The sequence below is a fragment of the Bradyrhizobium sp. MI1.3 genome, assembly GCF_055811695.1.
In genome coordinates this window covers 82,716-105,848 of the sequence record NZ_JBVVPQ010000012.1, presented here as the reverse complement: position 1 = coordinate 105,848, position 23,133 = coordinate 82,716, and the positions used below count along the sequence as shown (strand labels likewise).

24 protein-coding genes are annotated in these 23,133 nt (G+C 64.2%); 16 read left to right on the top strand and 8 right to left on the bottom strand.

Annotation, left to right across the window (positions count from 1 at the left end; translation table 11 throughout):
• Positions 1-117 precede the first annotated feature (117 nt).
• The 10 genes from AC0L3A_RS11630 (at position 118) to AC0L3A_RS11585 (ending at position 11,282) form a co-directional block, all read left to right on the top strand.
• Complete coding sequence (locus tag AC0L3A_RS11630; protein ID WP_007596281.1) at positions 118-3,009, top strand: patatin-like phospholipase domain-containing protein; 2,892 nt, start codon at positions 118-120, stop codon at positions 3,007-3,009.
• Positions 3,010-3,194: 185 nt separating this feature from the next.
• Complete coding sequence (locus AC0L3A_RS11625; RefSeq protein WP_007596280.1) at positions 3,195-3,347, top strand: aa3-type cytochrome c oxidase subunit IV; 153 nt, start codon at positions 3,195-3,197, stop codon at positions 3,345-3,347.
• A 137-nt stretch (positions 3,348-3,484) separates the two neighbouring features.
• Complete coding sequence (locus AC0L3A_RS11620; protein WP_007596279.1) at positions 3,485-4,612, top strand: Re/Si-specific NAD(P)(+) transhydrogenase subunit alpha; 1,128 nt, start codon at positions 3,485-3,487, stop codon at positions 4,610-4,612.
• Between the two features lie 11 nt (positions 4,613-4,623).
• Positions 4,624-4,941, top strand: coding sequence for a proton-translocating transhydrogenase family protein (locus AC0L3A_RS11615; protein WP_007596278.1), 318 nt, complete (start codon positions 4,624-4,626; stop codon positions 4,939-4,941).
• A 42-nt stretch (positions 4,942-4,983) separates the two neighbouring features.
• The gene (locus AC0L3A_RS11610) at positions 4,984-6,381 is read left to right on the top strand and encodes an NAD(P)(+) transhydrogenase (Re/Si-specific) subunit beta (protein WP_007596277.1); all 1,398 of its coding nucleotides are present in this window, start codon (positions 4,984-4,986) and stop codon (positions 6,379-6,381) included.
• A gap of 157 nt (positions 6,382-6,538) precedes the next feature.
• Positions 6,539-7,336 carry an alpha/beta hydrolase gene (locus tag AC0L3A_RS11605; protein ID WP_007596276.1) on the top strand — a complete coding sequence of 266 codons (798 nt, stop codon included), beginning with the start codon at positions 6,539-6,541 and terminating at the stop codon, positions 7,334-7,336.
• Positions 7,290-8,771 carry a sodium:proton antiporter gene (locus tag AC0L3A_RS11600; protein WP_051058434.1) on the top strand — a complete coding sequence of 494 codons (1,482 nt, stop codon included), beginning with the start codon at positions 7,290-7,292 and terminating at the stop codon, positions 8,769-8,771. Before AC0L3A_RS11605 ends, AC0L3A_RS11600 begins: the two co-directional genes overlap by 47 nt.
• A gap of 70 nt (positions 8,772-8,841) precedes the next feature.
• Positions 8,842-9,939: a calcium:cation antiporter gene (locus tag AC0L3A_RS11595; RefSeq protein WP_007596272.1), complete on the top strand. Its 1,098-nt coding sequence runs from the start codon at positions 8,842-8,844 to the stop codon at positions 9,937-9,939.
• Positions 9,940-9,973: 34 nt separating this feature from the next.
• Positions 9,974-10,258 (top strand): cupin domain-containing protein, encoded by a 285-nt coding sequence (locus AC0L3A_RS11590; protein ID WP_007596270.1) that lies wholly within the window; start codon positions 9,974-9,976, stop codon positions 10,256-10,258.
• 91 nt (positions 10,259-10,349) lie between these two features.
• On the top strand, positions 10,350-11,282 hold the full coding sequence (locus AC0L3A_RS11585; protein ID WP_473254389.1) for a hypothetical protein: 933 nt from the start codon (positions 10,350-10,352) through the stop codon (positions 11,280-11,282).
• A gap of 28 nt (positions 11,283-11,310) precedes the next feature.
• Here AC0L3A_RS11585 and AC0L3A_RS11580 read toward each other — a convergent pair whose 3' ends face one another.
• Positions 11,311-11,961 (bottom strand): tetratricopeptide repeat protein, encoded by a 651-nt coding sequence (locus AC0L3A_RS11580; RefSeq protein ID WP_007596267.1) that lies wholly within the window; start codon positions 11,959-11,961, stop codon positions 11,311-11,313.
• Positions 11,962-12,086: 125 nt separating this feature from the next.
• Positions 12,087-12,395 (bottom strand): 30S ribosomal protein S21, encoded by a 309-nt coding sequence (rpsU, locus tag AC0L3A_RS11575; protein WP_007596265.1) that lies wholly within the window; start codon positions 12,393-12,395, stop codon positions 12,087-12,089.
• A gap of 260 nt (positions 12,396-12,655) precedes the next feature.
• Here rpsU and aqpZ point away from each other — a divergent pair, with 260 nt between their 5' ends.
• Positions 12,656-13,378: an aquaporin Z gene (aqpZ, locus tag AC0L3A_RS11570; protein WP_007596263.1), complete on the top strand. Its 723-nt coding sequence runs from the start codon at positions 12,656-12,658 to the stop codon at positions 13,376-13,378.
• 36 nt (positions 13,379-13,414) lie between these two features.
• Here aqpZ and AC0L3A_RS11565 read toward each other — a convergent pair whose 3' ends face one another.
• Positions 13,415-14,521 carry a 5-(carboxyamino)imidazole ribonucleotide synthase gene (locus AC0L3A_RS11565; RefSeq protein WP_219681688.1) on the bottom strand — a complete coding sequence of 369 codons (1,107 nt, stop codon included), beginning with the start codon at positions 14,519-14,521 and terminating at the stop codon, positions 13,415-13,417.
• Positions 14,518-15,006: a 5-(carboxyamino)imidazole ribonucleotide mutase gene (gene purE, locus AC0L3A_RS11560; protein WP_007596259.1), complete on the bottom strand. Its 489-nt coding sequence runs from the start codon at positions 15,004-15,006 to the stop codon at positions 14,518-14,520. The genes AC0L3A_RS11565 and purE overlap by 4 nt, the downstream gene beginning before the upstream one ends.
• A gap of 141 nt (positions 15,007-15,147) precedes the next feature.
• Here purE and AC0L3A_RS11555 point away from each other — a divergent pair, with 141 nt between their 5' ends.
• A complete protein-coding gene (locus tag AC0L3A_RS11555) occupies positions 15,148-15,885 on the top strand; it encodes a GGDEF domain-containing protein (RefSeq protein WP_219681687.1) in 738 nt (245 codons plus the stop codon).
• Here AC0L3A_RS11555 and AC0L3A_RS11550 read toward each other — a convergent pair whose 3' ends face one another.
• The 3 genes from AC0L3A_RS11550 to AC0L3A_RS11540 all read right to left on the bottom strand — a co-directional run bounded on the left by AC0L3A_RS11550 (position 15,886) and on the right by AC0L3A_RS11540 (position 16,705).
• The gene (locus AC0L3A_RS11550) at positions 15,886-16,137 is read right to left on the bottom strand and encodes a hypothetical protein (RefSeq protein WP_007596257.1); all 252 of its coding nucleotides are present in this window, start codon (positions 16,135-16,137) and stop codon (positions 15,886-15,888) included. It abuts the gene before it with no gap.
• A gap of 23 nt (positions 16,138-16,160) precedes the next feature.
• A complete protein-coding gene (locus AC0L3A_RS11545; RefSeq protein ID WP_473254388.1) occupies positions 16,161-16,379 on the bottom strand; it encodes a hypothetical protein in 219 nt (72 codons plus the stop codon).
• Positions 16,380-16,498: 119 nt separating this feature from the next.
• A complete protein-coding gene (locus AC0L3A_RS11540; RefSeq protein ID WP_007596255.1) occupies positions 16,499-16,705 on the bottom strand; it encodes a YdcH family protein in 207 nt (68 codons plus the stop codon).
• Positions 16,706-16,774: 69 nt separating this feature from the next.
• Here AC0L3A_RS11540 and AC0L3A_RS11535 point away from each other — a divergent pair, with 69 nt between their 5' ends.
• A complete protein-coding gene (locus AC0L3A_RS11535) occupies positions 16,775-16,921 on the top strand; it encodes a hypothetical protein (protein WP_473254387.1) in 147 nt (48 codons plus the stop codon).
• Between the two features lie 111 nt (positions 16,922-17,032).
• Complete coding sequence (locus AC0L3A_RS11530; protein WP_007596254.1) at positions 17,033-17,212, top strand: YdcH family protein; 180 nt, start codon at positions 17,033-17,035, stop codon at positions 17,210-17,212.
• 168 nt (positions 17,213-17,380) lie between these two features.
• Here the strand turns inward: AC0L3A_RS11530 and AC0L3A_RS11525 are convergent, their stop codons facing one another.
• Positions 17,381-18,484, bottom strand: coding sequence for an NAD(P)/FAD-dependent oxidoreductase (locus AC0L3A_RS11525; RefSeq protein WP_473254386.1), 1,104 nt, complete (start codon positions 18,482-18,484; stop codon positions 17,381-17,383).
• Positions 18,485-18,685: 201 nt separating this feature from the next.
• Here AC0L3A_RS11525 and AC0L3A_RS11520 point away from each other — a divergent pair, with 201 nt between their 5' ends.
• On the top strand, positions 18,686-21,373 hold the full coding sequence (locus tag AC0L3A_RS11520) for a sensor domain-containing protein (RefSeq protein WP_473254385.1): 2,688 nt from the start codon (positions 18,686-18,688) through the stop codon (positions 21,371-21,373).
• A gap of 140 nt (positions 21,374-21,513) precedes the next feature.
• Complete coding sequence (locus AC0L3A_RS11515; protein ID WP_473254384.1) at positions 21,514-22,974, top strand: glycerol-3-phosphate dehydrogenase; 1,461 nt, start codon at positions 21,514-21,516, stop codon at positions 22,972-22,974.
• Positions 22,975-23,133 lie beyond the last annotated feature (159 nt).

Genomic DNA, 23,133 nt, shown 5'->3' with positions numbered 1-23,133 from the left:
CGCCCTGCACATTGAACGTTTGTGCCTGGGGCCAGACTAATTCTTGCAGGCGGGTTCGACCTGCAATGCAATCTATGATTGTTGATTGTCGTGGTGTGCTCGGCCCGGGAGGCGAACATGGCCAGGATCAGTGCCCCAGACCCCAAGGTGGAGCCGCCACGGGCTGTCGAGGAACAGCAGCTGTGGGGGACACAGCACCGGAAGATCGTCAAGCGCGAGCTCGCAGCCATCAACAACCGCCGCCGCGCCCAGGGCGTGGATCCCGTCGCATACCCTGGCGACGAAAAGGCGATCGACACGGTCGGCCTTGCGCTGTCAGGCGGGGGGATCCGATCCTCCGCAATCTGCCTCGGCGTCTTGCAGGCTTTCAATCACCACGGGCTGATCAAGCACATCGACTATCTGTCGACCGTATCCGGCGGCGGTTACACCGGCTGTTCGTTCACGGCGACCATGACGCGGGCGCAGAATTTCGTCTTCGGAAGCACGCCGACACCCGGAGCCGAGAGCGCCAATGAGATCAGTGACACGCCTGCGGTGGGCCATATCCGGAATTACTCGAACTACCTCGTTCCGGCCGGCGCGCGCGACCTGATCACCGGCGTCGCAATCGTCGTGCGTGGGCTCGTTGCCAATCTGAGCCTGACGCTGCCGGTCGTACTGCTCGTTGCCGTGATCACGATCCTGTCCAACGCCGCACGCTCGTCACTCTATACGACCAATTTCTTCGGGCTGAGCGTCGACGACACCAGCAATCTTGGTCCCCTCTCCAGCCTGGGATTGATGCCTGCCTTCTTTCTTGGCGGCCTTGTTGCCGCCTCGCTGCTTTTGCTGGTCGGTCGCCTTTTCAAAGTCGGGCGACGCGAGCTGTTTCGCTACCTGGCCGGTCTTGCGTTTGCGCTGGGACTCATCTGCGCGATCGCCAGCTGCCTGAACGTCGATCACTTTGGGCTTTCGCTTGCAGCGCTCCTGCTCGGCCTCGTGCTTTTCTTCGGCTGGGCGGTGCTACGATCGATTTCGTCGACCAAGGGAGGTGAATTCCGCGGCTATCCGTCGACTGTCGGCGCGACCTATCTCGTTCTGCTTGCCGCCATCTGCTTCTTCGAATTCCAGCCCTTCATGATCGCCCAGATGTTCGATGTCGCCGACGCCAACACGGTTCAGTCCGGCGGCATCATTGGGGGCGTTGCAATCAAATGGCTCCAATCGCTTGCGGCCATCACTGCGCCGGTTGCGGCGGCCGTCACGCTGTTCCGGCAGCAATTCGCCGACCTGCTGAAGGGCGCCGGCGCCTCGGACCTTGGCTCACGCCTGCTCGCCCATGCGGCGAAAGCAGCCGTGCTTGTCGCGGGACTGGCGCTGCCCTTACTGATCTGGGTCGGATATCTCTATCTTTGCTATTGGGGCATCGCGAACGACAAGACGCTCGACGCCGCCTACCGCCAATATCCCATGATCGAGGAGTGGGGAGCGGCTGGCGTGCAACCCGTGCCGCCCGCGGCCGGTGTCGACGTCAAGGGAAATGTCCAGTTCGACTCGGCGACGCGCAAGCTCTCGGCCGAGATCACCAATGGCGAAGCGAAGGTCGTCGCCTCCAAGCCGGTGGGGCCGATCTCGCACATCCCCGCATGGCTGTTTTCTGTTGCATCATTGCAGTCCCCGAACACATTCACTTGGTCGAAGTACCAGTTCGGCAACAGTGTCAGCTGGCGGATGGTGCTGCTCTACTTCTTGTCGGGCTCGGCCCTGTTCGGCCTGTCGTGGGTCCTCGGGCCGAATGCCAATTCGTTGCACCGGCTCTATCGTGATCGCCTCAGCAAGGCCTTCTTGTTCAATCCGCTCTACTACGCTGACGGGGAGCCGTCGCGGAACATGCCGAGCCTGGACCAGGGGCGGGATTTCCTTCCGCTCGACGAGGAGAAGCTGAGCGGTCTGCTGCATCAGTTGGTCTACGGCGCTGATCCAGCGGGAGCGATGACGGTCACGACATCGAAAAAAAGCAGCCTGGCCTCGCCATATCCCATCATCAACGCCGCGCTGAACATCCAAGGATCCGATTTCGCCAATCGGCGGGGACGGAACGCTGATTTCTTCATATTCTCGCCGCTGCACGTCGGCAGCGAGGCCACCGGCTATGCGAATACACCGGCCTTCGAGAAGGTTGCGCCGGGCCTCGATCTTGCGACCGCGATGGCGATCTCCGGGGCCGCCGCTTCGTCGAACATGGGCTCGGGCTCGATCCGCTCACTGACCCCGACCCTGGCGCTCCTCAACGTGCGCCTGGGGTACTGGTTGAAGAACCCGCGCTGGGTCTCGACAAAGGACAAGCCGCAGCACCACTCGACCCCTTTGTTTCTATGGTCTGAGATCTCGGGCCGGCTCTACGAGAATGCCGATGCGGTCTACCTGACGGACGGCGGACACATCGAGAATCTCGGTGTCTACGAGTTGTTGCGACGACGCTGCAAGGTGATCATCGCGGTTGACGCGGAAGCCGATGCGCCGATGAATTTCTCGTCGCTGGTGACGCTGCAGCGTTATGCGCGCATTGATCTCGGGATCATCATCGACCTGCCGTGGACCCCGATCCGCAACACGACGCTCGAGTGGATGAAGTGCAACGCCACCAAATCCCCGGCCGCGGCCCGGCGCGCGGCGAGCGGACCGCACATGGCGGTCGGCACCATCGACTACGGCTCGGGGGAAAAGGGGTATCTCGTGTATATCAAGTCGTCCCTGACCGGAGACGAGAACGACTACATCCGCGACTATGCACGCCGCAACGACACCTTCCCGCACGAAACCACCGGTGACCAGTTCTTCTCGGAGGAGCAGTTCGAGGTCTACCGCGCGCTGGGTTTCCACATGACCCACGGTTTTCTCACCGAGGATGCCGGCGCGGATGCGATCGTCGTCAACGTTCCGGGAGAACGCTGTGCAAAGCGAAACTTCTGCGACAGCAAGGTGGAGCCGATCGGCGCAGTCCGCCGTGCGCTCGGCCTGCGCTGAGAGGCCTTCGGTTCGTGGCGCCTGAGACCGCCTCCAACGGGCGGACCACCGGTCCGAGCGGGATTCCGCCAATCGGAATTCCAAATGACCCGATTTGCCGGGAAACCGCGCCTCCGTGCCGTTGCCCTGCCCGAAAGTTTGCGGTATCCCAGCCATGAAATTCGACTTTCGACTGGGGACAATTCATGGCTGACCATAGCGAAGTGGCGTACAGCACCGCCGACGGCAACGACTACGTTGCCCACGAGCAGACCTACGAGGGCTTCATCAAGCTGGTGAAGTACGGCACGGTCTCGGTCGCGCTTATCGTGATCCTGATGGCGATCTTTCTGACCTGATCCATCGCCTGCAGCACCGCCAGCGTCGTCGGTGCCCATAAAATTTGCAATCAAGCCGGATTGAAAACCGGTATCCAACGTTGCGGGAGTAACGCTAAGTTCGCGTGCGCGCTCTTTCCCGCGTCGCCGGAGGGCCTATGAAGATCGCCGTTGCCAAGGAAATCGATCCGTCGGAGCCGCGGGTCGCCGCTTCGCCGGATACGGTGAAGAAGTTCAAGGCGCTGGGCGCCGAGATCGCCGTCGAGCCGGGCGCCGGCCTCAAGTCGGGTCTGCCGGACTCCGAATTCACCGCCGTGGGCGCCACCGTCAGCGCCGACGCGCTGAAGGACGCCGACATCATCATCAAGGTGAAGCGCCCTGAAGCCTCCGAGTTGGCGCAGTATAAGCGCGGCGCGCTCGTCATCGCCATCATGGACCCCTACGGCAATGAGGCCGCGCTGAAGACGATCGCCGATGCCGGCGTCTCCGCCTTCGCGATGGAATTGATGCCGCGCATCACGCGCGCGCAGGTGATGGACGTGCTGTCCTCGCAGGCCAACCTTGCCGGCTACCGCGCCGTGATCGAGGGCGCCGAGGCCTTCGGACGCGCCTTCCCGATGATGATGACCGCAGCCGGCACGGTGCCCGCCGCCAAAGTGTTCGTGATGGGCGTCGGCGTCGCCGGCCTCCAGGCGATCGCGACCGCGCGCCGTCTCGGCGCCGTCGTTACCGCGACCGACGTCCGGCCCGCCACCAAGGAGCAGGTCGAATCGCTCGGCGCAAAATTCCTCGCCGTCGAGGACGAGGAATTCAAGAACGCGCAGACCGCCGGCGGCTACGCCAAGGAAATGTCCAAGGAGTATCAGGCCAAGCAGGCCGCGCTCACCGCCGAGCACATCAAGAAGCAGGACATCGTGATCACCACCGCGCTGATTCCGGGCCGGCCTGCGCCGAGGCTCGTCACGGCCGACATGGTCAAGTCGATGAAGCCGGGGTCGGTTCTGGTCGATCTCGCCGTCGAGCGCGGCGGCAATGTCGAAGGCGTCAAGGCGGGCGAGGTCGCCGAGGTCGATGGCATCAAGATCGTCGGCTATACCAACGTCGCCGGCCGCGTCGCCGCGTCGGCCTCCAGCCTCTACGCGCGCAATTTGTTCAACTTCATCGAAACGATGGTCGACAAGACCAGCAAGGCGCTGGCCGTGAACTGGGACGACGAACTCGTCAAAGCGACCGCGCTGACCAGGGACGGCGCCGTCATCCACCCGAATTTCCAGCCGAAAGCGTAAGGAGAGCCGTCATGGAGCATATTGCACAAGTCGTCGATCCCTTCGTCTTCCGGCTGTCGATCTTCGTTCTCGCCGTCTTCGTCGGCTATTTCGTGGTGTGGTCGGTGACCCCGGCGCTGCATACGCCGCTGATGAGCGTGACCAACGCGATCTCCTCGGTGATCGTGGTCGGCGCGCTGCTCGCGGTCGGCGTCGGCATGATCTCGAGCGGCTCGGGCTGGGCGCGCGGCTTCGGCTTCATCGCGCTCATCTTTGCCTGCGTGAATATCTTCGGGGGCTTCCTTGTCACCCAGCGCATGCTGGCGATGTACAAGAAGAAGGTGAAGTGAGCGGCGTGCACCTCGGGGTGACGAAGACAAAGGGGACCTGAGATGAACGCCAATCTGGCTGCAGTTCTGTATCTCGTGGCGGGTGTGCTGTTCATCCTGTCACTGCGCGGGCTGTCCAGCCCCGCCTCATCGCGGCAGGGCAATTTCTTCGGCATGATCGGCATGGCGATCGCGGTCGCCACCACGCTGGCCAGCCATCCGCCGGCGGACGGCCTCGCCTGGATCCTCGTGATCCTTGGCATCGCGATCGGCGGCAGCGTCGGCGCGGTGATCGCCCGCCGCGTGCCGATGACCTCCATGCCGGAACTGGTCGCCGCCTTCCATTCGCTGGTCGGCATGGCCGCGGTGCTGGTCGCCGCCGGTGCGTTCTACGCGCCGGAGGCCTTCGACATCGGCAGCCCCGGCAACATCCATCCGCAGAGCCTGGTCGAGATGTCGCTCGGCGTCGCCATCGGCGCGCTGACCTTCACCGGCTCGGTGATCGCGTTCCTGAAGCTGTCCGCGCGGATGAGCGGTGCGCCGATCATCCTGCCGTTCCGCCACATCATCAACATCGCGCTCGCGATCGCCCTCGTCGTCTTCATCGTCGGGCTGGTGATGTCGGGCAGCGCGCTCGACTTCTGGCTGATCGTCATCATCGCGCTGGCGCTCGGCGTCCTCATGATCATCCCGATCGGCGGCGCCGACATGCCGGTCGTGATTTCGATGCTGAACTCGTACTCGGGCTGGGCCGCGGCCGGCATCGGCTTCACTCTCGGCAATTCCGCGCTGATCATCACCGGCGCGCTGGTGGGATCGAGCGGCGCGATCCTGTCCTACATCATGTGCCACGCGATGAACCGCTCTTTCATCTCGGTCATCCTCGGCGGCTTCGGCGGCGAGACCGCGGCGGCCGGCGGTGGCGGCGGCGAGCAGAAGCCGGCCAAGCTCGGCTCGGCGGATGATGCGGCCTTCATCATGAAGAACGCGCAGAAGGTCATCATCGTGCCCGGCTACGGCATGGCGGTGGCGCAGGCTCAGCATGCGCTACGCGAAATGGGCGACGTCCTGAAGAAGGAAGGCGTCGAGGTGAAATACGCCATTCACCCGGTCGCCGGCCGCATGCCCGGCCACATGAACGTGCTGCTGGCCGAAGCGAACGTGCCCTATGACGAGGTGTTCGAGCTCGAGGACATCAACTCCGAATTCGCGCAGGCCGATATCGCGTTCGTGATCGGCGCTAACGACGTCACCAATCCGGCCGCCGAAGAGGACAAGACCTCGCCGATCTACGGCATGCCCGTGCTCCAGGTCTGGAAGGCCGGCACCGTGATGTTCATCAAGCGCTCGCTCGCTTCGGGCTATGCCGGCATCGACAATCCGCTGTTCTATCGCGACAACACCATGATGCTGCTCGGCGACGCCAAGAAGGTCACCGAGAACATCGTCAAGGCGATGTAGCGCGGAGGCAAGCGGGCCATTGCCAAAGCGACGCGCGAGCAGCGCGTCGTATGGCACACCGCTCATTGGGCGGCGTGCGGCCGGCGCGCCTCCCGCGAGGTCATGAAATTGCTGCGGAGCCGGTGCAAAGCCTTTACGGGGGCCGGGCCGTGTCATCATGACCATCGTCAAGTGGATCGCCATCCTGCTCGTGACCGTCTATTGCGCCGGTCTCCTCGTGCTGTATGTCAGGCAGCGCGAGATGCTGTTTCCGATCCCGCCCGTCGGTCGCACCGCGCCGGATGCCGCAGGCCTCCCTGAGGCCGAAGAGCACGTCCTGACCACCTCTGATGGCGAGAAGGTCATCGTCTGGCACGTGCCGGCGAGGCCCGGCCGCCCCGTGATCCTGTATTTCCCAGGCAATGGCGATTATCTCGCCGGTCGCGTCAGCCGTTTTAAGGCCATGACGGCGGACGGCACCGGCCTCGTCGCGCTGTCCTATCGCGGCTATGCCGGCTCGAGCGGGGCGCCGAGCGAGGCGGGCCTGCTGCGCGATGCCGCGGCCGCCTACGCCTTCACCACTGCGCGCTACGCGGCGGAACGAATCGCCGCCTGGGGCTTTTCGCTCGGGACAGGCGTGGCGGTCGCGATCGCCTCGGAGCATCGTGTTGGAAAACTCATCCTGGAAGCGCCCTATACATCGACGGCCGACATTGCAGCATCATCGTTCTGGTTCGTTCCGGTGCGTCTGCTGATGCGCGATCCCTTTCATTCCGACGAGCGCATCCCGCGCGTCACTGTGCCGCTATTGGTGATGCATGGCACCAATGACCTTGCCATTTCGATCGTGTTCGGAGAGCGTCTGTTCGCGCTTGCGCATGAACCGAAGCAGTTCGTTCGCTTTGCAGGCGGTGGACACGACAATCTCGATGCGTTCGGTGCGATTGAAACGGCGAGGCGATTCATTGCTTCCTAGACGACTTGTCGTTCGGCGCGCGAGCGGGTTCATCGCCGCGATCCTCGTCGTGTTGTTGCCACAGCACGCATGGGCTGCGACCGGGCTCGACGGCGCGGCGATGGGCTGGCCCTATGCGCTTCCCTTTGCCGGCCTGCTGCTGTCGATTGCGCTCGGCCCGCTGCTATTTGCACGATTCTGGCACCATCATTACGGCAAGATCGCCGCAGCCTGGTCGCTGCTGGCACTCGCCTCGCTCGTCATCTTGGCCGGGAGCACGGCGACGCTGGCGGCGCTCGTTCACGCCATGCTCGCCGAATATCTCGGTTTTATCGTGCTGCTGTTCTCGCTCTATGTCGTGGCTGGGGGCATTCTCGTGACGGGCGACATCAAGGCGACACCGGCGGCCAACGCCGGCATCCTTGCGCTCGGCACCGTGATGGCGAGCGTCGTCGGCACCACGGGAGCGGCCATGATCCTGATCCGCCCTCTGATCCGCGCCAACCGGCCGCGGCGCTACAACGCCCATGTCGTCATCTTCTTCATCATCCTGGTCGCCAATGTCGGTGGTGCGCTGAGCCCGCTCGGCGATCCCCCGCTGTTCGTCGGCTTCCTGCACGGTGTCGACTTCTTCTGGACCACGCGGACCATCTGGCTGCAGACGGCGATCGTTGCCGGACTGCTGCTCGCGATCTTCGTCGTCATCGACGTCTGGCGCTTCCGTAGCGAACCTTTGTTCAGCGCCGCCGGCGCCGCGAAGCCGGTCCGCATCCGCGGCCTCGTCAACCTGGTGCTGATCGCAGCCATCGTCGCGAGCCTGCTGGCGTCGGCGATGTGGAAGCCCGGCATCGCCTTCGACATTCTCGGAACCAGGCTGGAGCTGGAAGACGTCGCCCGCAACGCGGCGCTGCTGGCCATAGCGGCCCTGTCGGTGTGGTTGACGCCGGACGAGCACAGGCAGGCCAACGGCTTCACCTGGGAGCCGATCCGCGAGGTCGCGAAGCTGTTCGCCGGCATTTTTGTCGCGATCATCCCGGTCATCGCCATGCTCGATGCCGGCCATCACGGCGCGTTCGCCTGGCTGTTGTCGGCCGTGACGGCGCCGGACGGCACGCCGCGCGAGGTTGCCTATTTCTGGTTCACCGGTCTGATGTCGGCGTTCCTCGACAATGCGCCGACCTATCTGTTGTTCTTCGAGCTCGCCGGCGGCGACCCGCAGGTGCTGATGCACGAACTCTCGGGCACGCTCGCCTCCATTTCCATGGGCGCAGTCTACATGGGCGCGCTCACCTATATCGGCAATGCGCCGAATTTCATGGTGAGCAGCATCGCCAGCGAGAACGGCATCAAGATGCCGAGCTTCTTCGGTTATTTCGTGCGCGCCAGCGCGGTGCTGATCCCGCTATTCGTGCTGCTGACGCTGCTGCCGTTCGCTCCGATCCTGCGCTGGCATTGAATCCGCCACCCGATTTGCTACTGCTCGCCCAAGATGCGATGAATTTGCGCGAAGCAATTGGAGCCGGTGGATGAGCGCGCACAATCCGATGCCTCGGTCGGCCTGGATCTTTCCGGCGCTGGCCGTGCTGCTGTTCGCGGCCGTCAGCGCGACGGACTACGCGTTCACGCTGTCGTTCGGCGGGCTCGTCTTCGCCCTCGTGCTCCTCGTCATCCTGTTCGGCACGGTGTTTGCCGCGGTCCATCATGCCGAAGTGATCGCCGAGCGGGTCGGCGAACCCTACGGCACGCTGGTGCTGACACTCGCGGTGACCATCATCGAGGTGGCGCTGATCACCACGATCATGCTGGGCGACAAGCCGGCCCCGGAACTGGCGCGCGACACCGTGTTCGCCGTGGTCATGATCGTCTGCAATGGCCTCGTCGGGCTCTGCATCTTCATCGGCGGCCTGCGCTATCGCGAGCAGGGTTTTCAGCTCTCCGGCGCCAACGTTTATCTCAGCGTGCTGTTCGCGCTCGCGACCATCACCCTGATCATGCCGAACTACACGACCACCACGCCGGGCCCCGTCTATTCGGCGGCTCAACTCGGCTTCGTCGACGTGGTCACACTCGCGCTGTATGGGGTGTTTCTCTACACCCAGACCGTGCTGCACAAGGATTACTTCGTTCACGACCGGGCGGGCGGCGGGAGCGGGGAGGCGCATCTGTCGGGGAGGACCTTGGCGCTCAGCGTCGTGCTGCTGCTGATTGCGCTGCTGGCGGTCGTGCTGCTGGCCAAGAAATTCTCGCTGGTGGTCGATGCGGTCGCGGCCAGGATCGGCGCGCCGCCTGCCTTTGCCGGACTTCTGGTCGCGCTCCTGATCCTGCTGCCGGAGGGCGTCGCAGCCGTCTCGGCGGCTCGCAAAAACGACCTTCAGAAGAGCATCAACCTCGCGCTCGGCTCGTCGCTGGCCACCATCGGGCTGACCATCCCGGCGGTCGGTGTCGCCACCTATGCGCTCGACAAGGAGCTCACGCTCGGCCTCAGCGGCCAGGGCAGCGTGCTTTTGCTCCTGACCTTCTTTTTGAGCATGCTGACCTTCGGTACGGGCAGGACCAATGTCCTGTTCGGGCTGGTCCATATGGTGGTATTTGCCGTCTACGTGTTCATGGTTTTCGTGCCCTGAACCGGTTTTCCGGATATGCCCCAGGAGAGTTCCGATGCTTGCCGCCGAGTCCGAGGTTCAGGTCGACAATGAGCAGGTTCGGGTGACCGAGTGGCGGCTCGCGCCAAACAGCGCCACCGGGCATCACACCCACGGCATGGACTACGTCATTGTTCCCGTGGTCGCAGGGGAAATGACCATCGTGGCACCCAATGGCGAGCGGTCCAAGGCGCAACTTGCGGCCGGAAAATCCTATTTTCGCAAGGCCGGCGTCCAGCACGATGTGCTTAACGAAACCGCAACCGAGATCGTGTTCCTTGAGGTTGAGCTGAAGTCGTAAATCGGCGTACCCCTTTGCCATTGATCCGTCGCAGTTGATCCCTCACTATGCCTCAAAGTTCCCGCATCAGATCGCGCGGGGAGTGGCCGGAATGCTGAAATACATCGCTAAAATCTCGATGGACATCTTCCCCTCGGTGCTCGCAACGATCATCGGGGCATACATCGTTAATCATTACATCAACGCGAAGCCGGCGGCGGATGCACCCGCGGCCGTGATGGCGCCTGCCGACGCTGGCAAGAACGGCAAGCCCGCCGATCTGGCCAACCTGCCCACGCCGGGCGTCAAGGCCAAGGGTATTTCCGAGAAGAAGGTGGCGGACAAGCCGGCGACCGAGAAGGCTGGCGATCAGCCCGCCGCGGAGCCAAAGACTTCTACGGCGGACGTCGCACCGGCCGAGGCCGCCCCGCGCGGCAAGCCGTCCGCGCGCGAGAAGGCAGTCGCCAAGTCCACCCCGGCCGTCAGTGCACCCGTTCCCGCCACCCCGGTGGTGGAGGCCAATTCGGCGCCGGCTGCTGCCGCACCGACCGCAACCCCCGACGCCAACGATCTCGTGCGCGCCGCGATCGAGCGCCTGCGCAAGTCGCCTGAGGGTAAAGCCGTTGAGGCCAAGTCGGTTGAGACCAAGTCTTCGGAAGCCAAGGCGCCCGAGAAGACTCAGGAGCCTGCGGTGCGCGAAGCCGCCCGCAGCCCGGAGGCTCCGCGTATCATCTCCTTGGATCAGTCAACGGTGCGTCCGTTGCCGCCGCCGATCACGGTCTCGACGCCCGCAGCCGAGGCCTATGGCGATGGCGGCTCGTCGCAGGCGAACCCGCCCTACACGGCCTCGGTCGGCAACGAGAACCCGAATCGGCTGACGCCGCCGGCTGACATTCCTGTCCCGATGATCGCGCCCCCGCTCGATCTGCGCGCCGATGCCGGCGCGTCCATGCCGCGGCCGAAGACCAATGTCGCCGACGACATGCTGTCGGGCGTCAAGTCCATGTTCCACTCCGTTCTGCCGAAGGGCGTCACCCAGGATTAAGACGGCGCCTGCGGCTTCGCCAGAATCGTCAGCCGCCGACGCGGGCGAGGCCGCTGCGGGCGGCATCGTCGCGTGGACGAAGCGAGACCGCCTTGGTGTAGGACGCCGCCGCCTTGGTCCTGTCGCCCAGCCGTTCATAGGCCTGGCCGCGTATGGTCCAAACTTGGGCATTGTGGGGATCGGCCTCGGAAGCCTCATCCAGATCGGCCGCGGCCTCCTTGGCCTTGCCGAGGGCGAGATAACTGTTGGCGCGGCCGAGCAGCGGCTCGACCTTCTGCGGGTTAAGGCCGCTCGCCGCGCTGAAATCGGCGATCGCGAAATCGTGCTGGTTCTTGCCCTGGTAGATCAGGGCGCGGCCATAGAGCGCCTGCGCATTGTAGGGATCGAGTCCGACCGCGTGATTGAATTCATCGAGCGCGGCCGCCGTCTCGCCGGACTTTGCCAAGGCTTGGGCCTTTGCCGTATGGGCCTGGGCTTCGCTGACATTGCCGGCGCTGACCACATTCTCGGCGGTCGTGGCCGCCTTGGGTGCCTCCTGCGGCTTTTCCTTCTCCGGCGTCAGCGATCCCAGGTCGAAGGAGCAGCCGCACAGCGAAATCCCCATCAAGGCCAGCGCAAATGGCTGCAGCAAGATCTGGCGTAACCGCGCCAAGCCGCGCTTGGGGAAAGGGGAGGCCATCTACGGTTCGCTCGCGCTAGTGCCGCATCGGGAGTGCCCCATCCCAGGAAGGCACCGCTCACAAAACAATAACGCGGGCCAGGGGCCCGCGTCATCGAAAACTGAAGTCTCTCAAGTCCGGTAAATCAGCGCGGTCCGCGCGGACCGGCACTTGCACCAGCACCCGGGCCGCCGCGACCGCCACGATCACCGCCAGGGCCAGCGCCGAACACCGGCTTCGGCTTCATTGGCAGCAGGCCTTCGCGCTGCAGCTTCTTGCGGGCCAGCTTGCGTGCGCGACGCACGGCTTCGGCCTTTTCGCGGGCCTTCTTCTCGGAGGGCTTTTCGTAGTGACCGCGGAGCTTCATCTCGCGGAAAATACCCTCGCGCTGCATCTTCTTCTTCAGCGCCTTGAGGGCTTGATCGACATTGTTATCGCGGACGAGAACCTGCACGCGGCATCCTCTTCAGTGGATCGGATTTGAATTCTGGTAAGTCAAAGGGGATGGCGAAACGCACAAGCCCTTAACCTTGAGGGCGCGGATGTATCAGACAAAACCTGGGATGTCCACCGGCCAAGCGGGTTTTCGGGCCAAGTTCAGCCATTAAATGAGGCAAAATACCTCTGTGCGGCCCTGATTTGGGAGATTTGACGCCAAGGGTGGGGCCGTTTCCGGAGCTTTGTTCCGGAATCTTTGAAAGCAGGGGACGACACATGGATATGAAGAAATACGCAGCCGAGGCTATCGGCACCTTTTGGCTCACATTCGCAGGTTGCGGAAGTGCTGTGATCGCAGCCGGCTTTCCGCAGGTCGGCATCGGTCTGGTCGGTGTCTCCCTCGCATTCGGGCTGAGCGTGGTCACCATGGCCTATGCGATCGGCCACATCTCCGGCTGCCATCTCAATCCGGCCGTCACTGTCGGCCTTGCTGCCGGCGGACGTTTTCCGGCCGGACAGATCCTGCCTTATGTGATCGCGCAGGTGGCCGGCGCGATCGTGGCCGCGTGGCTTCTCTACGTCATCGCAAGCGGAGCGCCCGGCTTCGACGTCAGTAAAGGGTTCGCGTCCAACGGCTACGACGCCCATTCTCCCGGCCAGTACAGCATGATCGTGTGCTTCCTCACCGAGGTGGTCATGACCATGATGTTCCTGTTCATCATCATGGGCGCTACCCACGGCCGCGCGCCCGTGGGCTTTGCGCCGCTGGCGATCGGGCTCGCGCTGGTGATGATCCATCTCGTCAGCATCCCCGTCACCAACACCTCGGTGAACCCGGCGCGCAGCACGGGCCCCGCATTGTTCGTCGGCGGCTGGGCGCTGTCGCAGCTCTGGTTGTTCTGGGTTGCGCCACTGATCGGCGGCGCGCTGGGCGGAGTGATCTATCGCTGGCTCAGCGACGAACCCACCGGCGTCGTCGCGGGCGCAAAGACGGCGTAATCGCAAAGCGGGATCGCGGCATACGCCGCGGTCCCGTTATTTTCCGGTCGTGGGTCGCACTTCGGTGACGTGGCCCATCTTGCGGCCGGGACGCGGCGCGCCCTTGCCGTAAATGTGCACGGTCGCGCCCGGCACGCTCAGCCAGTTCTCATACTCGTTGATCTCGTCGCCGATCAGATTGGTCATGGTGACGACTTCGCCGTGGCGCACGGGCTTGCCGAGAGGCCAGCCGGCAATGGCGCGAATGTGCTGCTCGAACTGCGAGACGGACGCACCGTCGAGCGTCCAGTGTCCGGAATTGTGCACGCGCGGAGCGATCTCGTTGACCAGCACCTTGGGTCCGGTGCCGTTGGCGAGCACGAACATCTCGACGGCAAGCACGCCGACATAATCGAGCGCGCCCGCGATCTTGCCGGCGATGCTGCGCGCTTCCTCGGCGAGCACATCCGGGATCCGCGCGGGCGCACGGGAGATCTTCAGGATGTGGTCGCGGTGCTCGTTTTCGGTGACGTCGAAACACTCGACCTGGCCTGTGGCCGAGCGGGCGGCGATCACGGAAATCTCACGCTCGTACGGCACGAAGGCTTCCAGGATGGCCGATTTGGTGGCGAGACTGGTCCACACTTTCGCGATGTCGTCGCCCTCGCGGATGATGGCCTGGCCCTTGCCGTCATAGCCGAAGCGACGGGTCTTCAGCACTGCCGGAAGGCCGATCCTGGCGATCGCCTCGCGCAATGACGGGACCGAGGTGACGTCGGCATAGGCCGCGGTGCCGATGCCGAGCCGGGTCACGAAATCCTTTTCGGCGAGTCGGTCCTGGGTGGTCTCGAGAATCTTGCGGTTGGGCAGCACCGGGCGGCGCGCATCCAGCACCATTGCGGCCGCGGACGGCACGTTCTCGAATTCGTAGGTGATGACGTCGACGTCGTTGGCGAACAGCTCGAGTGCTTCGACATCGGCATATTCGGCGCAGGTCGCATTCAGGACGACGTCGAAGGCCGGTGAGTCCGGATCCGGCGAGAACACCTGGCAGCGCAGGCCGAGCCGTGCCGCCGCCATAGCCAGCATCCGCCCCAATTGTCCGCCGCCGAGGATGCCAATGGTGTCGCCGGGCTTCAGCTTCACCTGCTTTGCGTCAGTCACGCCTTGTCCTCCGGGCGCTCGGCCACGGCCTCGGTCTGCGCCTTGCGCCAGGCGGCGAGGCGGTCGGACAAGGCCGGGTCGGACAAGGCCAGCACGGCAGCCGCCAGCAGCGCCGCATTGATGGCGCCGGCCTTGCCGATCGCGAGGGTGCCGACCGGGATGCCCGCGGGCATCTGGACGATCGAATAGAGCGAATCGATGCCTTTGAGTGTCCTCGATTCGACGGGAACGCCGAACACGGGCAGTTCCGTCAGCGCCGCCGCCATGCCGGGCAGGTGGGCTGCGCCGCCCGCGCCGGCGATGATGACCTTGTAACCAGCCGCCTTGGCGCCCTTGGCGAACGTAAACAGCCGGTCGGGGGTGCGGTGGGCTGAAACGATGCGGGTGTCGGCGGCAACGCCGAGTCCTGCGAGCGTGTCGGCGGCATGCCGCATCGTGTCCCAGTCCGACTGGCTTCCCATGATGATGGCGATCGGCGCGGTCATGACGTGAATTGTGCTCGAAAAACAGGAAGATAGGCCAGATTAGCGGTTCCGGCCGGTGGCTCGCAAGGCGGTGGCAAGGAGAAGGGAATGCACTATCCTGTCTTGGTGAATCCCCGCAAGCCTTCATTGAGCAGGATGCCCATGAAGAAACCAAAAAGGGCGAGCGCTGCGAAGGCCAAAAAGGGCCCGAAAACCAGCGCCGCTCGCTCCAAAGTTGCTCTTAAGCGTCCGGTCAAGCGTCCGACCAGACCGTCGCGACGCGGAGCGTCTGCCGATGACGGCGCCAAAGCGGTCATCAAGACGGCCATCAACGCGACCATCCGTGACCTCCGGAGCAAGCTGAAGGGGGCGCTGCGGCGGGTCGCGGAGCTCGAGGCGGCCGCCGACACCGACTTCCTGCTCGAAATTCCGAACCGGCGCGGCTTCGAACGCGAGCTCGGACGCGCCGTCGCCTACATGAAGCGCTACCGCGCCAGCGGCGCTCTGATCGTGCTCGACGTCGATCGGCTGAAGCCGATCAACGATTCCTTCGGCCATGCGGCCGGCGACGAGGTGCTGAAGGCGATTGCCACCACGCTGACGCGGCAGATCCGCGCCTCCGACGTGGTCGGCCGGCTCGGCGGCGACGAGTTCGCGCTGCTGCTCTGGAATCTCAGCGAGACCGACGCCAAGGCGAAGGCCGCGGCCTTCGAGCAGGCTGTCGACGAATTGTCCTTTGTCTTTCGCGGCCAGCACGTGAGCGCGGGCGCTTCCGCCGGCGTGGCCCTGCTCGGGGTACAGTCCGACGCCGCGCGCGCCCTGGAAGAGGCCGATGCCGCGATGTATGTGCGCAAGGCGCACCGGCGGCACGAGCCGCGCATCAGGCTCGTCAGCAGCTAGTTAAAGCGTGCCGAGGTCTTTCGGTACGTTGCCAAAGCTGCGGAGCAGTTTGGCGTCGCCGAATTCGCCAGTCATGGGATCGCCGCTGCGGCTGAACGCGACGGCGCCGGTGTGGCCGGCGCCGTGCGACATAACCTCGGCGCGCCGTAACGCGGCCGCCGCGGTCTGGCATTCCTCGGCCGCACCTGCGACCGGCGATCCGTCCTCGTCGGTCAGGAAAGGTAATGCAACGTAATAGGTGACATCGGACATGGTCGGCTCCGATAGCTGACAGCTCAGGCTGCGCTGCTCTTGCTCCGCATCTTGCTGAGTGAGGTCTCCGGAATGCAGCCGGCGGAAATGGCCGCCTGCAATTCCTCCAGCTCGGCCTCCAGATATTCATTGGCCATGATCAGCGCCTTGATGGTGCTGCGCAGATTGCCGTCGCACATCGCGATCGCCTGATCGCAGGCTTGTTCATAATGGCTGTTGTCGAGAAGGGCGGTTGCCGACATCTGCGTTTTCCTTGGACGGTTTTCCTGGGGGCGTTGGTGCCCAAATGTTCTTATTTTGTTCCTTTCGAGTCAAGCGGATTCACGTGCGGCGAGCTGCCGTAAAGCTCTCCTCCTGTGGATCAGGCGATGATGTCGGGCGTGATCTGGTCTTCGATGAACGCGATACGGTCACGCAACAACAGCTTGCGTTTCTTCAACCGCTGTAACCGCAACAGGTCGGGGGCGGGCGATTGATGCAGTGCATCGATCGCCACATCGAGATCTCGGTGTTCCTGGTGCAACCGGGCGAGCTCGGATTCGAGTTCGCGCGCATCTTCATTGGTCATGTCTGCGGTGGCCGAAAAACCGATAGGCGTGAGATTAAGGCTGTGGATGCCCTGTGGAAACTATCGTCCTTGCGCGCCGTGATCGCAAGCGATCTCGGGCTGTCGCGCGCCGATCTCCCGCGAGATATTTCTGCGGTCGCTGCGGCGTTGCGCAAGCGCATTGATATCACGGATTTTTCCCGCGTGGTTCCCTTACTCACGCTTCGTTACATATGAATTTTTAAAAATGACACTGCGACGACTGATATCCATCGACAGAACGAATCGGTGATGTACACTTCCTCGTCCGGTCGAATCCAAGGTTCACCCCTACCGAGGAGGTTTCGAATGACAATTCAGGCACATCTGGTTGAATTGGAGCGGAAGCATAAAACTCTCGAAAACGAATTGCACGAAGCTCTCGTGCACCTTTCAACAGACGACCTGCAAATTGTTGAGTTGAAGCGCCGGAAGTTGATGGTCAAGGACCAGATCGAGCGTCTCAGGCACGGCGACACGCTCCACTAGCAACCCCCGTAACAGCGTAGAGTTGATCGCACCCTTTCAGGCAGGGATGGGAGTCTTTGCGCTCATCCCTGCTGCAAGGCGCGCACCGTGCAAGGATTTGTGCGGCTCTAGCTTCTTGTCTGGACGCGGTTCTTTACGCGCAACTGGAATCCACTTCGCTTTAAACCACTAGACATTTGCGAGCTCGGCGACGTGATCCGCGATCGCAAGCGATGACGTCAACCCGGGCGACTCGATGCCGAACAGGTTGATCAGGCCTTCGACGCCGTGATCGCGCGGGCCCTGCATCAAGAAATCCTGCGTGGCCACCGCCGGCGGCACGATCTTCGGGCGGATGCCCGAATAGCTCGGCATGAGCGCGCCGTCAGGCAGCGTCGGCCAGTATTTGCGGATCGCCGGATAGAAGCGCTCGGCGCGTGATGGGTCGACCTCATAATTGATCGTCTCGATCCATTCGACGTCGGGGCCGAAACGTGCCTGCCCGGCCATGTCCAGCGTCAGATGCACCCCTAGCCCGCCGGGCTCGGGCACCGGATAGATCAGGCGCGAGAACGGCGCCCTGGCATTGCAGCTGAAGTAGTTTCCCTTGGCGAGGTAGGCCGTCGGGATCCGTTCCAGCGGCATGCCCTCGATGTTGCGCGCCACCGTGGTCGCCGAGAGCCCGGCGGCGTTGACGAGGAGGCTGCATTGCAGCGTCATCGGCGCTTCGCCGCCCGCCTCGATTTCAATGACGCCGGCGGTGGCCTTGGCACGGATCAGCGGGGTGTGAAACGCGAAGGCCGCGCCCGCGTCCTCGGCTTCGCCGCGCAGCGAGAGCATGTAGGCGTGGCTGTCTATGATGCCAGTCGACGGCGACAGCAGCGCGGCGTCGCAGGCGAGCGCCGGCTCAAGCGCACATGCCGCATCGCCCGTGAGCAACTGCATGTCGAGCACGCCGTTGGCCTCGGCATGCGCCTTGATCGATTGCAGCTTCTCGGTCTCTTTCGGATTGGTCGCGACGATCAGCTTGCCGCTATTCCTGTGCGGGATGCCGCGCTCGGAACAGTAACGGTAGAGCGCGTGCTTGCCGTCGACGCACATGCGCGCCATCCAGCTTCCGGCGCGATAGTAGATGCCGGCATGGATCACCTCGCTGTTGCGCGAGGAGGTGATGGTGCCGATGGCCTCGGCTTCTTCGAGCACGATCACCTCGCGCCCGGCTTGCGCCAGCTTTCGAGCCACCGCCAGCCCGATCACGCCGGCTCCGATGACGACGCAGTCGACCCTATCCATGGTGGTGCAGGACGTCCGCTCGAAGAGACGATGGTGCCACGCCGCGGGACGGCGGCACGGGGCCGTTTTTCGTTAAGGAAGCATTTATCATGTCAGGGCAATTGCCGTATTTGGTGCCACATTTTTCCGTTGCGCGTACAGGCGTTTACCCGATCCAAACCCGCGAGGCCAGACAATCGGCGCTGAAATCGCGGGTGGCTGATGGCTGAGAAGAACTGGCATGCGGGCAGCGCGCTTCCGATTGCGGTGCAGGCCGTCGTGTGCCTGGCCGCAGCGGTCGCGCCTGCGCGCGCCCTTGCCCTCTCCGACAGCTTCACCCCTCCGAGCTATCTCGGCCAGCTTGATCCCAACGTGATCTGGGAAGCCCTGATCGCGGGCGTCGTGATCTGCTCGTTCCTCGTCGCGATCGCGCTGTGGATCCATTCCTCGCTGCGCCGGACCAGGCGTCTGCAGCTGCGGCGCAATGCCTTCGTCTCCTCCGCGATGAACAATCTCAACCAGGGCGTGGTGATGACGGATGCGCAGCGGCGCATCATCTTCTGCAATGACCGCTATATCGAGATTTACGGCCTGGCGCGGTCGGATCTCTGGGCCGACATGAACGGCTACGAACTCCTTGAGCTGCGACGCAAGCGCGGTGTGCTCGGGGGCGCCTCCAACGACGAGTTCTATGAGAAGGCGGCAAGCACCAACGGCTTGATCACCGAACTGCCGGACGGGCGGGCCATCCTGGTGAAATATTTCGTGCTGCCCAATGGCGGCTCGGTGACGACGCATCTGGACGTCAGCGAGCAGCGCAGGATGTCGCGGCAGCTCGCCTCCACCAAGCAGTTCCTGGAAACATTGCTGGACAACGTGCCGGCCTGCGTGGCCGCGAAGAACATCGAGGATGGTCGCTACATCTTCGCTAATAGCGCCTATGAGCGCTTCTGGGGTTTCTCGCGCGATCATGCCGTCGGCAAGACCGCGCGCGAGCTGTTTGCGCCTGTCTCAGCGGACAGCATCGAGGCGACCGACCAGGCGGCACTCGATTCGCCGGACGGCCAGTTTCGCAACGAATTCGAGGTCGACCGCGCCGGTGAGCGACGCATGGTTGCCTCGATCCGGATCGTGGTCCGCAACGAGAGCAACAAGCCCGAATTCCTGATGCTCGTGTTCGAGGACATCACCGATCGCCGCTCGCTGTCGAAGGAGCTGGAGAGCACGAAGAAGTTCCTGGAGCTCGTGGTCGACAACATCCCGGTGGCCCTGATCGTCGAGCAGGTCAAGGACGGCCGCTACCTGCTCGCCAACCGCAGCGCGGAGACGATCCTCAACCGCAGGCGCGAGGAAGCCACGGGCCTGACCGCGTCCGACATCTTCAATCCCAAGGAAGCCAAGCTGATCATCGCGCGCGACGAAGCCGCGATCAAGAAGCGCGGGATGATCACCGAAGAGCACCCGATCTCCACCAAGGGCGGGCTGCGGCTGTTTCTCACCCGCCGCGCTACCGTGCTGAGCGACACCGGCGAGCCGCAATATCTGATCAAGACCCACGAGGACGTCACCGATCGCCGGCAGACCGAGTCGCGCATGGCGCACATGGCCTATCACGACGGCCTCACCGATTTGCCGAACCGTGCCGCTTTCCTGCAGGCGTTGACCCAGATGATCGAGGCCTGCGAGGGCACCGGCGAGGAGTTCGCGGTTCTGTGCGTCGATCTCGACGGCCTCAAGGAGGTCAATGACGTCTTCGGTCATGCGCACGGCGACAAGCTCCTGGTCGAGGTGGCCCAGCGGCTCCAGGACTCCGCGCGCGGCGGCGTGGTGGCGCGCCTGTCTGGCGACGAGTTCGGCCTGATCATCGACGGCAAGCAGCCGGAGGCAGGTCTCGCGCTGGCGCAGCAGATCGGTGATGCCGTCGCCAAGGAATTCCAGATCGACGGCCGCCCGGTCCGTGCCGGCGTCACCACCGGCATGTCGATCTTCCCGCACAACGGCGCCGACGCCGCCTCGTTGCTCGCCAATGCCGGCGCGGCGCTGTTCCGCGCCAAGCAGAAATCGCGCGGCACGATCAGCCTGTTCCAACCGGAGATGGACCAGCAGATCCGCGATCGCCGCGTGCTGCACCAGGATCTCTCGATGGCGATCAAGAACGGCGAGCTCTCGCTCGCCTTCCAGCCGCAGGGAGCAGCGGGCCACAGCGTCGCCGAGAGCGAGATCATCGGCTTCGAGGCGCTGGCGCGCTGGCAGCATCCGGTGCGCGGCCAGGTCTCCCCGGCCGAATTCATCCCGATCGCGGAGGAAAGCGGCCTGATCGTCGAGATGGGCGAGTGGATCCTGCGCGAGGCCTGCCGCGAGGCCGCGTCCTGGCCGACGCCGCTTCAGATCGCGGTCAACCTGTCGCCGGCGCAGTTCATGCACGGCGACGTGGTCGGGCTCGTCCATTCCATCCTGCTCGAGACGGGTCTTGCCCCCGGCCGGCTCGAGCTCGAGATCACCGAGGGGGTGCTGATCGAGGACTTCGATCGCGGCCTTGCGCTGCTGCGCCGGCTCAAGGCGCTCGGCGTGCGCATTTCCATGGACGATTTCGGCAGCGGTTATTCCTCGCTGAGCTATCTCCAGGCGTTCCCGTTCGACAAGATCAAGATCGACCGCGCCTTCATCATCAATCTCGGCCGCAACCCGCAATCAGCAGCGATCGTGCGCGCGGTGATCGATCTCGGGCATGGCCTGGAAATGTCGATCGTCGCCGAGGGCGTCGAGACGCTGGAACAGCTTGCCTTCCTCGCCGCGGAAGGCTGTGACGGCGTGCAGGGCTATCTGCTCGGCAAGCCCCTGCCGATCGGGAAATATGCCGGCCTCGTCGGTCGCGCCGAAGTCATGGAGCTTGCGCTCAAGACCGGCTAAAGCGGTTTCGAGCGAAGTGGCTGCCGGTTCGCGTCAAGAAAACGCGCCAAACTCAAATCTAGAGCCCCGTTCCGATTTCATCGGAACGGAAATGGCTCTAGTGAGGGTGGGCGTTTCTTTCGCTCCCATTCGACGGCTTTATGGCGGATTACGATTTTGCGATCATCGGTGGCGGCCTGAACGGTGTCAGCCTCGCGCGCGATGCCGCCGGCCGCGGCCTGCGGGTCATCCTGTTGGAGCAGGGCGATCTCGGCGGCGCGGCGTCCTCGGCAACACCGCGGCTGATCCACGGCGATCTCTCGGTCCTGGAACGGCGCGGCTTCCGAAGGGTGCGCCGGTCGCTCGCCGAGCGCCGGACCTGGCTGCGGATCGCGCCGCATCTGGTTCGGCCGATGCGCTTCGTGATCCCGGCGCATTCCGACGAGCGCCCACCATGGCTGCTGCGCGTTGGCCTATTCCTCTACGACAGCCTCACCGGCCGGAGCGGCCTGCCTGCAACGGCGACCCTCGACATCACGCATCATCCGGTCGGCAACGCGCTGAAACGACCGTTCGGCACGGCCTTCGAATATTCGGACTGCGTCGTCGACGATTCCCGACTGGTGGTGCTCACGGCACTGGATGCGGCCGAGCGCGGCGCCGTGATTCGGACTGGAGCGCGCTGTGTGCGTGCCGATCGAACCGATACATGGCGGCTCGCGGTGGTCGACCGCGGCCATCGTCGCACGATCACGGCCCGGGCACTGGCCAACGCCACCGGCGGCTGGACGTCGATGGTCGCCGAGACCGTGCTGCGGCAGCCGCAACCCGCCATGGTGGCGACGCAGATGAGCCAGATCATCGTCCCGCGGTTGTTTGATTCCGATAACGTCTACGTCTTCCAGAACAGCGATGGCCGGCTGATCTTCGCGAGTCCTATCGAGCGCGATTTCACCCTGATCGGAACAGTAACGCACGATTTCACCGGCGATCCCGCGATCGTCGCGATGCCGGGGGCCGATGTCGGCTATCTCTGCGAAGCGGCGAGCCGCTATTTCCGCGAGCGCGTTGCCCCGACCGACGTGGTGCGCGCGGTCTCCGGCGTCAACCTGACGCTGGCGTCCGCGCGCCGGCGTGACGGCACGACGCTGTTCGACGCGCGGCGGCGCAAGGCGCCGCTGATCACGATGTTCGGCGGTGACGTCACCACCTCGCGCCTGCGGGCGGAGCGCGCGGTGACGAAGTTGACGCCGTTCTATCCGATGTCGCCGCCCTGGACCGCCGGCGCGGCGCTGCCCGGCGGAGATTTTGCCTGGGACCGTTTCGACACCGAGGTCGATCTTGCGCGCGACCGTTGGCGCTTTCTGTCGGAGACGCAGGCCCAACGCCTCGTCGCGGCCTATGGCTCGCGGCTATCGGTCGTGCTTGCCGAGGCGAAGACCCGGGACGATCTCGGCGCCGCCTTCGGTCCCGAGCTGACGGGCGCCGAGGTGCGCTATCTCATGACCCACGAATGGGCGCGTTTTCCCGAGGACATCCTGTGGCGCCGCTCCAAGCTCGGCCTGACGATGCCGGAGGCTGACCGCGATGCGCTGGCGGCGTTCATGGCGGGTGTGGGCTAGTCAGTGGTAGCCCGGATGGAGCGAAGCGCAATCCGGGAAAGTCTCACCGCTGACAGACCGTCCCGGATTACGCTGGCGCTCCATCCGGGCTACGGGGCTGTAGTGGACGCTACTCCCGAACCGGTTGAGCTGGGGACGATCGGCCGCTAGCGTGCGGCG

What these genes read in the sequence shown, in the direction of transcription:
- AC0L3A_RS11630 (WP_007596281.1), top strand. Translation starts at nt 118, where the DNA reads ATGGCCAGGATCAGTGCCCCAGACCCCAAGGTGGAGCCGCCACGGGCT.
- AC0L3A_RS11625 (WP_007596280.1), top strand. Translation starts at nt 3,195, where the DNA reads ATGGCTGACCATAGCGAAGTGGCGTACAGCACCGCCGACGGCAACGAC.
- AC0L3A_RS11620 (WP_007596279.1), top strand. Translation starts at nt 3,485, where the DNA reads ATGAAGATCGCCGTTGCCAAGGAAATCGATCCGTCGGAGCCGCGGGTC.
- AC0L3A_RS11615 (WP_007596278.1), top strand. Translation starts at nt 4,624, where the DNA reads ATGGAGCATATTGCACAAGTCGTCGATCCCTTCGTCTTCCGGCTGTCG.
- AC0L3A_RS11610 (WP_007596277.1), top strand. Translation starts at nt 4,984, where the DNA reads ATGAACGCCAATCTGGCTGCAGTTCTGTATCTCGTGGCGGGTGTGCTG.
- AC0L3A_RS11605 (WP_007596276.1), top strand. Translation starts at nt 6,539, where the DNA reads ATGACCATCGTCAAGTGGATCGCCATCCTGCTCGTGACCGTCTATTGC.
- AC0L3A_RS11600 (WP_051058434.1), top strand. Translation starts at nt 7,290, where the DNA reads ATGCGTTCGGTGCGATTGAAACGGCGAGGCGATTCATTGCTTCCTAGA.
- AC0L3A_RS11595 (WP_007596272.1), top strand. Translation starts at nt 8,842, where the DNA reads ATGAGCGCGCACAATCCGATGCCTCGGTCGGCCTGGATCTTTCCGGCG.
- AC0L3A_RS11590 (WP_007596270.1), top strand. Translation starts at nt 9,974, where the DNA reads ATGCTTGCCGCCGAGTCCGAGGTTCAGGTCGACAATGAGCAGGTTCGG.
- AC0L3A_RS11585 (WP_473254389.1), top strand. Translation starts at nt 10,350, where the DNA reads ATGCTGAAATACATCGCTAAAATCTCGATGGACATCTTCCCCTCGGTG.
- AC0L3A_RS11580 (WP_007596267.1), bottom strand. Translation starts at nt 11,961, where the DNA reads ATGGCCTCCCCTTTCCCCAAGCGCGGCTTGGCGCGGTTACGCCAGATC.
- aqpZ (WP_007596263.1), top strand. Translation starts at nt 12,656, where the DNA reads ATGGATATGAAGAAATACGCAGCCGAGGCTATCGGCACCTTTTGGCTC.
- purE (WP_007596259.1), bottom strand. Translation starts at nt 15,006, where the DNA reads ATGACCGCGCCGATCGCCATCATCATGGGAAGCCAGTCGGACTGGGAC.
- AC0L3A_RS11555 (WP_219681687.1), top strand. Translation starts at nt 15,148, where the DNA reads ATGAAGAAACCAAAAAGGGCGAGCGCTGCGAAGGCCAAAAAGGGCCCG.
- AC0L3A_RS11550 (WP_007596257.1), bottom strand. Translation starts at nt 16,137, where the DNA reads ATGTCCGATGTCACCTATTACGTTGCATTACCTTTCCTGACCGACGAG.
- AC0L3A_RS11545 (WP_473254388.1), bottom strand. Translation starts at nt 16,379, where the DNA reads ATGTCGGCAACCGCCCTTCTCGACAACAGCCATTATGAACAAGCCTGC.
- AC0L3A_RS11540 (WP_007596255.1), bottom strand. Translation starts at nt 16,705, where the DNA reads ATGACCAATGAAGATGCGCGCGAACTCGAATCCGAGCTCGCCCGGTTG.
- AC0L3A_RS11530 (WP_007596254.1), top strand. Translation starts at nt 17,033, where the DNA reads ATGACAATTCAGGCACATCTGGTTGAATTGGAGCGGAAGCATAAAACT.
- AC0L3A_RS11525 (WP_473254386.1), bottom strand. Translation starts at nt 18,484, where the DNA reads ATGGATAGGGTCGACTGCGTCGTCATCGGAGCCGGCGTGATCGGGCTG.
- AC0L3A_RS11520 (WP_473254385.1), top strand. Translation starts at nt 18,686, where the DNA reads ATGGCTGAGAAGAACTGGCATGCGGGCAGCGCGCTTCCGATTGCGGTG.
- AC0L3A_RS11515 (WP_473254384.1), top strand. Translation starts at nt 21,514, where the DNA reads ATGGCGGATTACGATTTTGCGATCATCGGTGGCGGCCTGAACGGTGTC.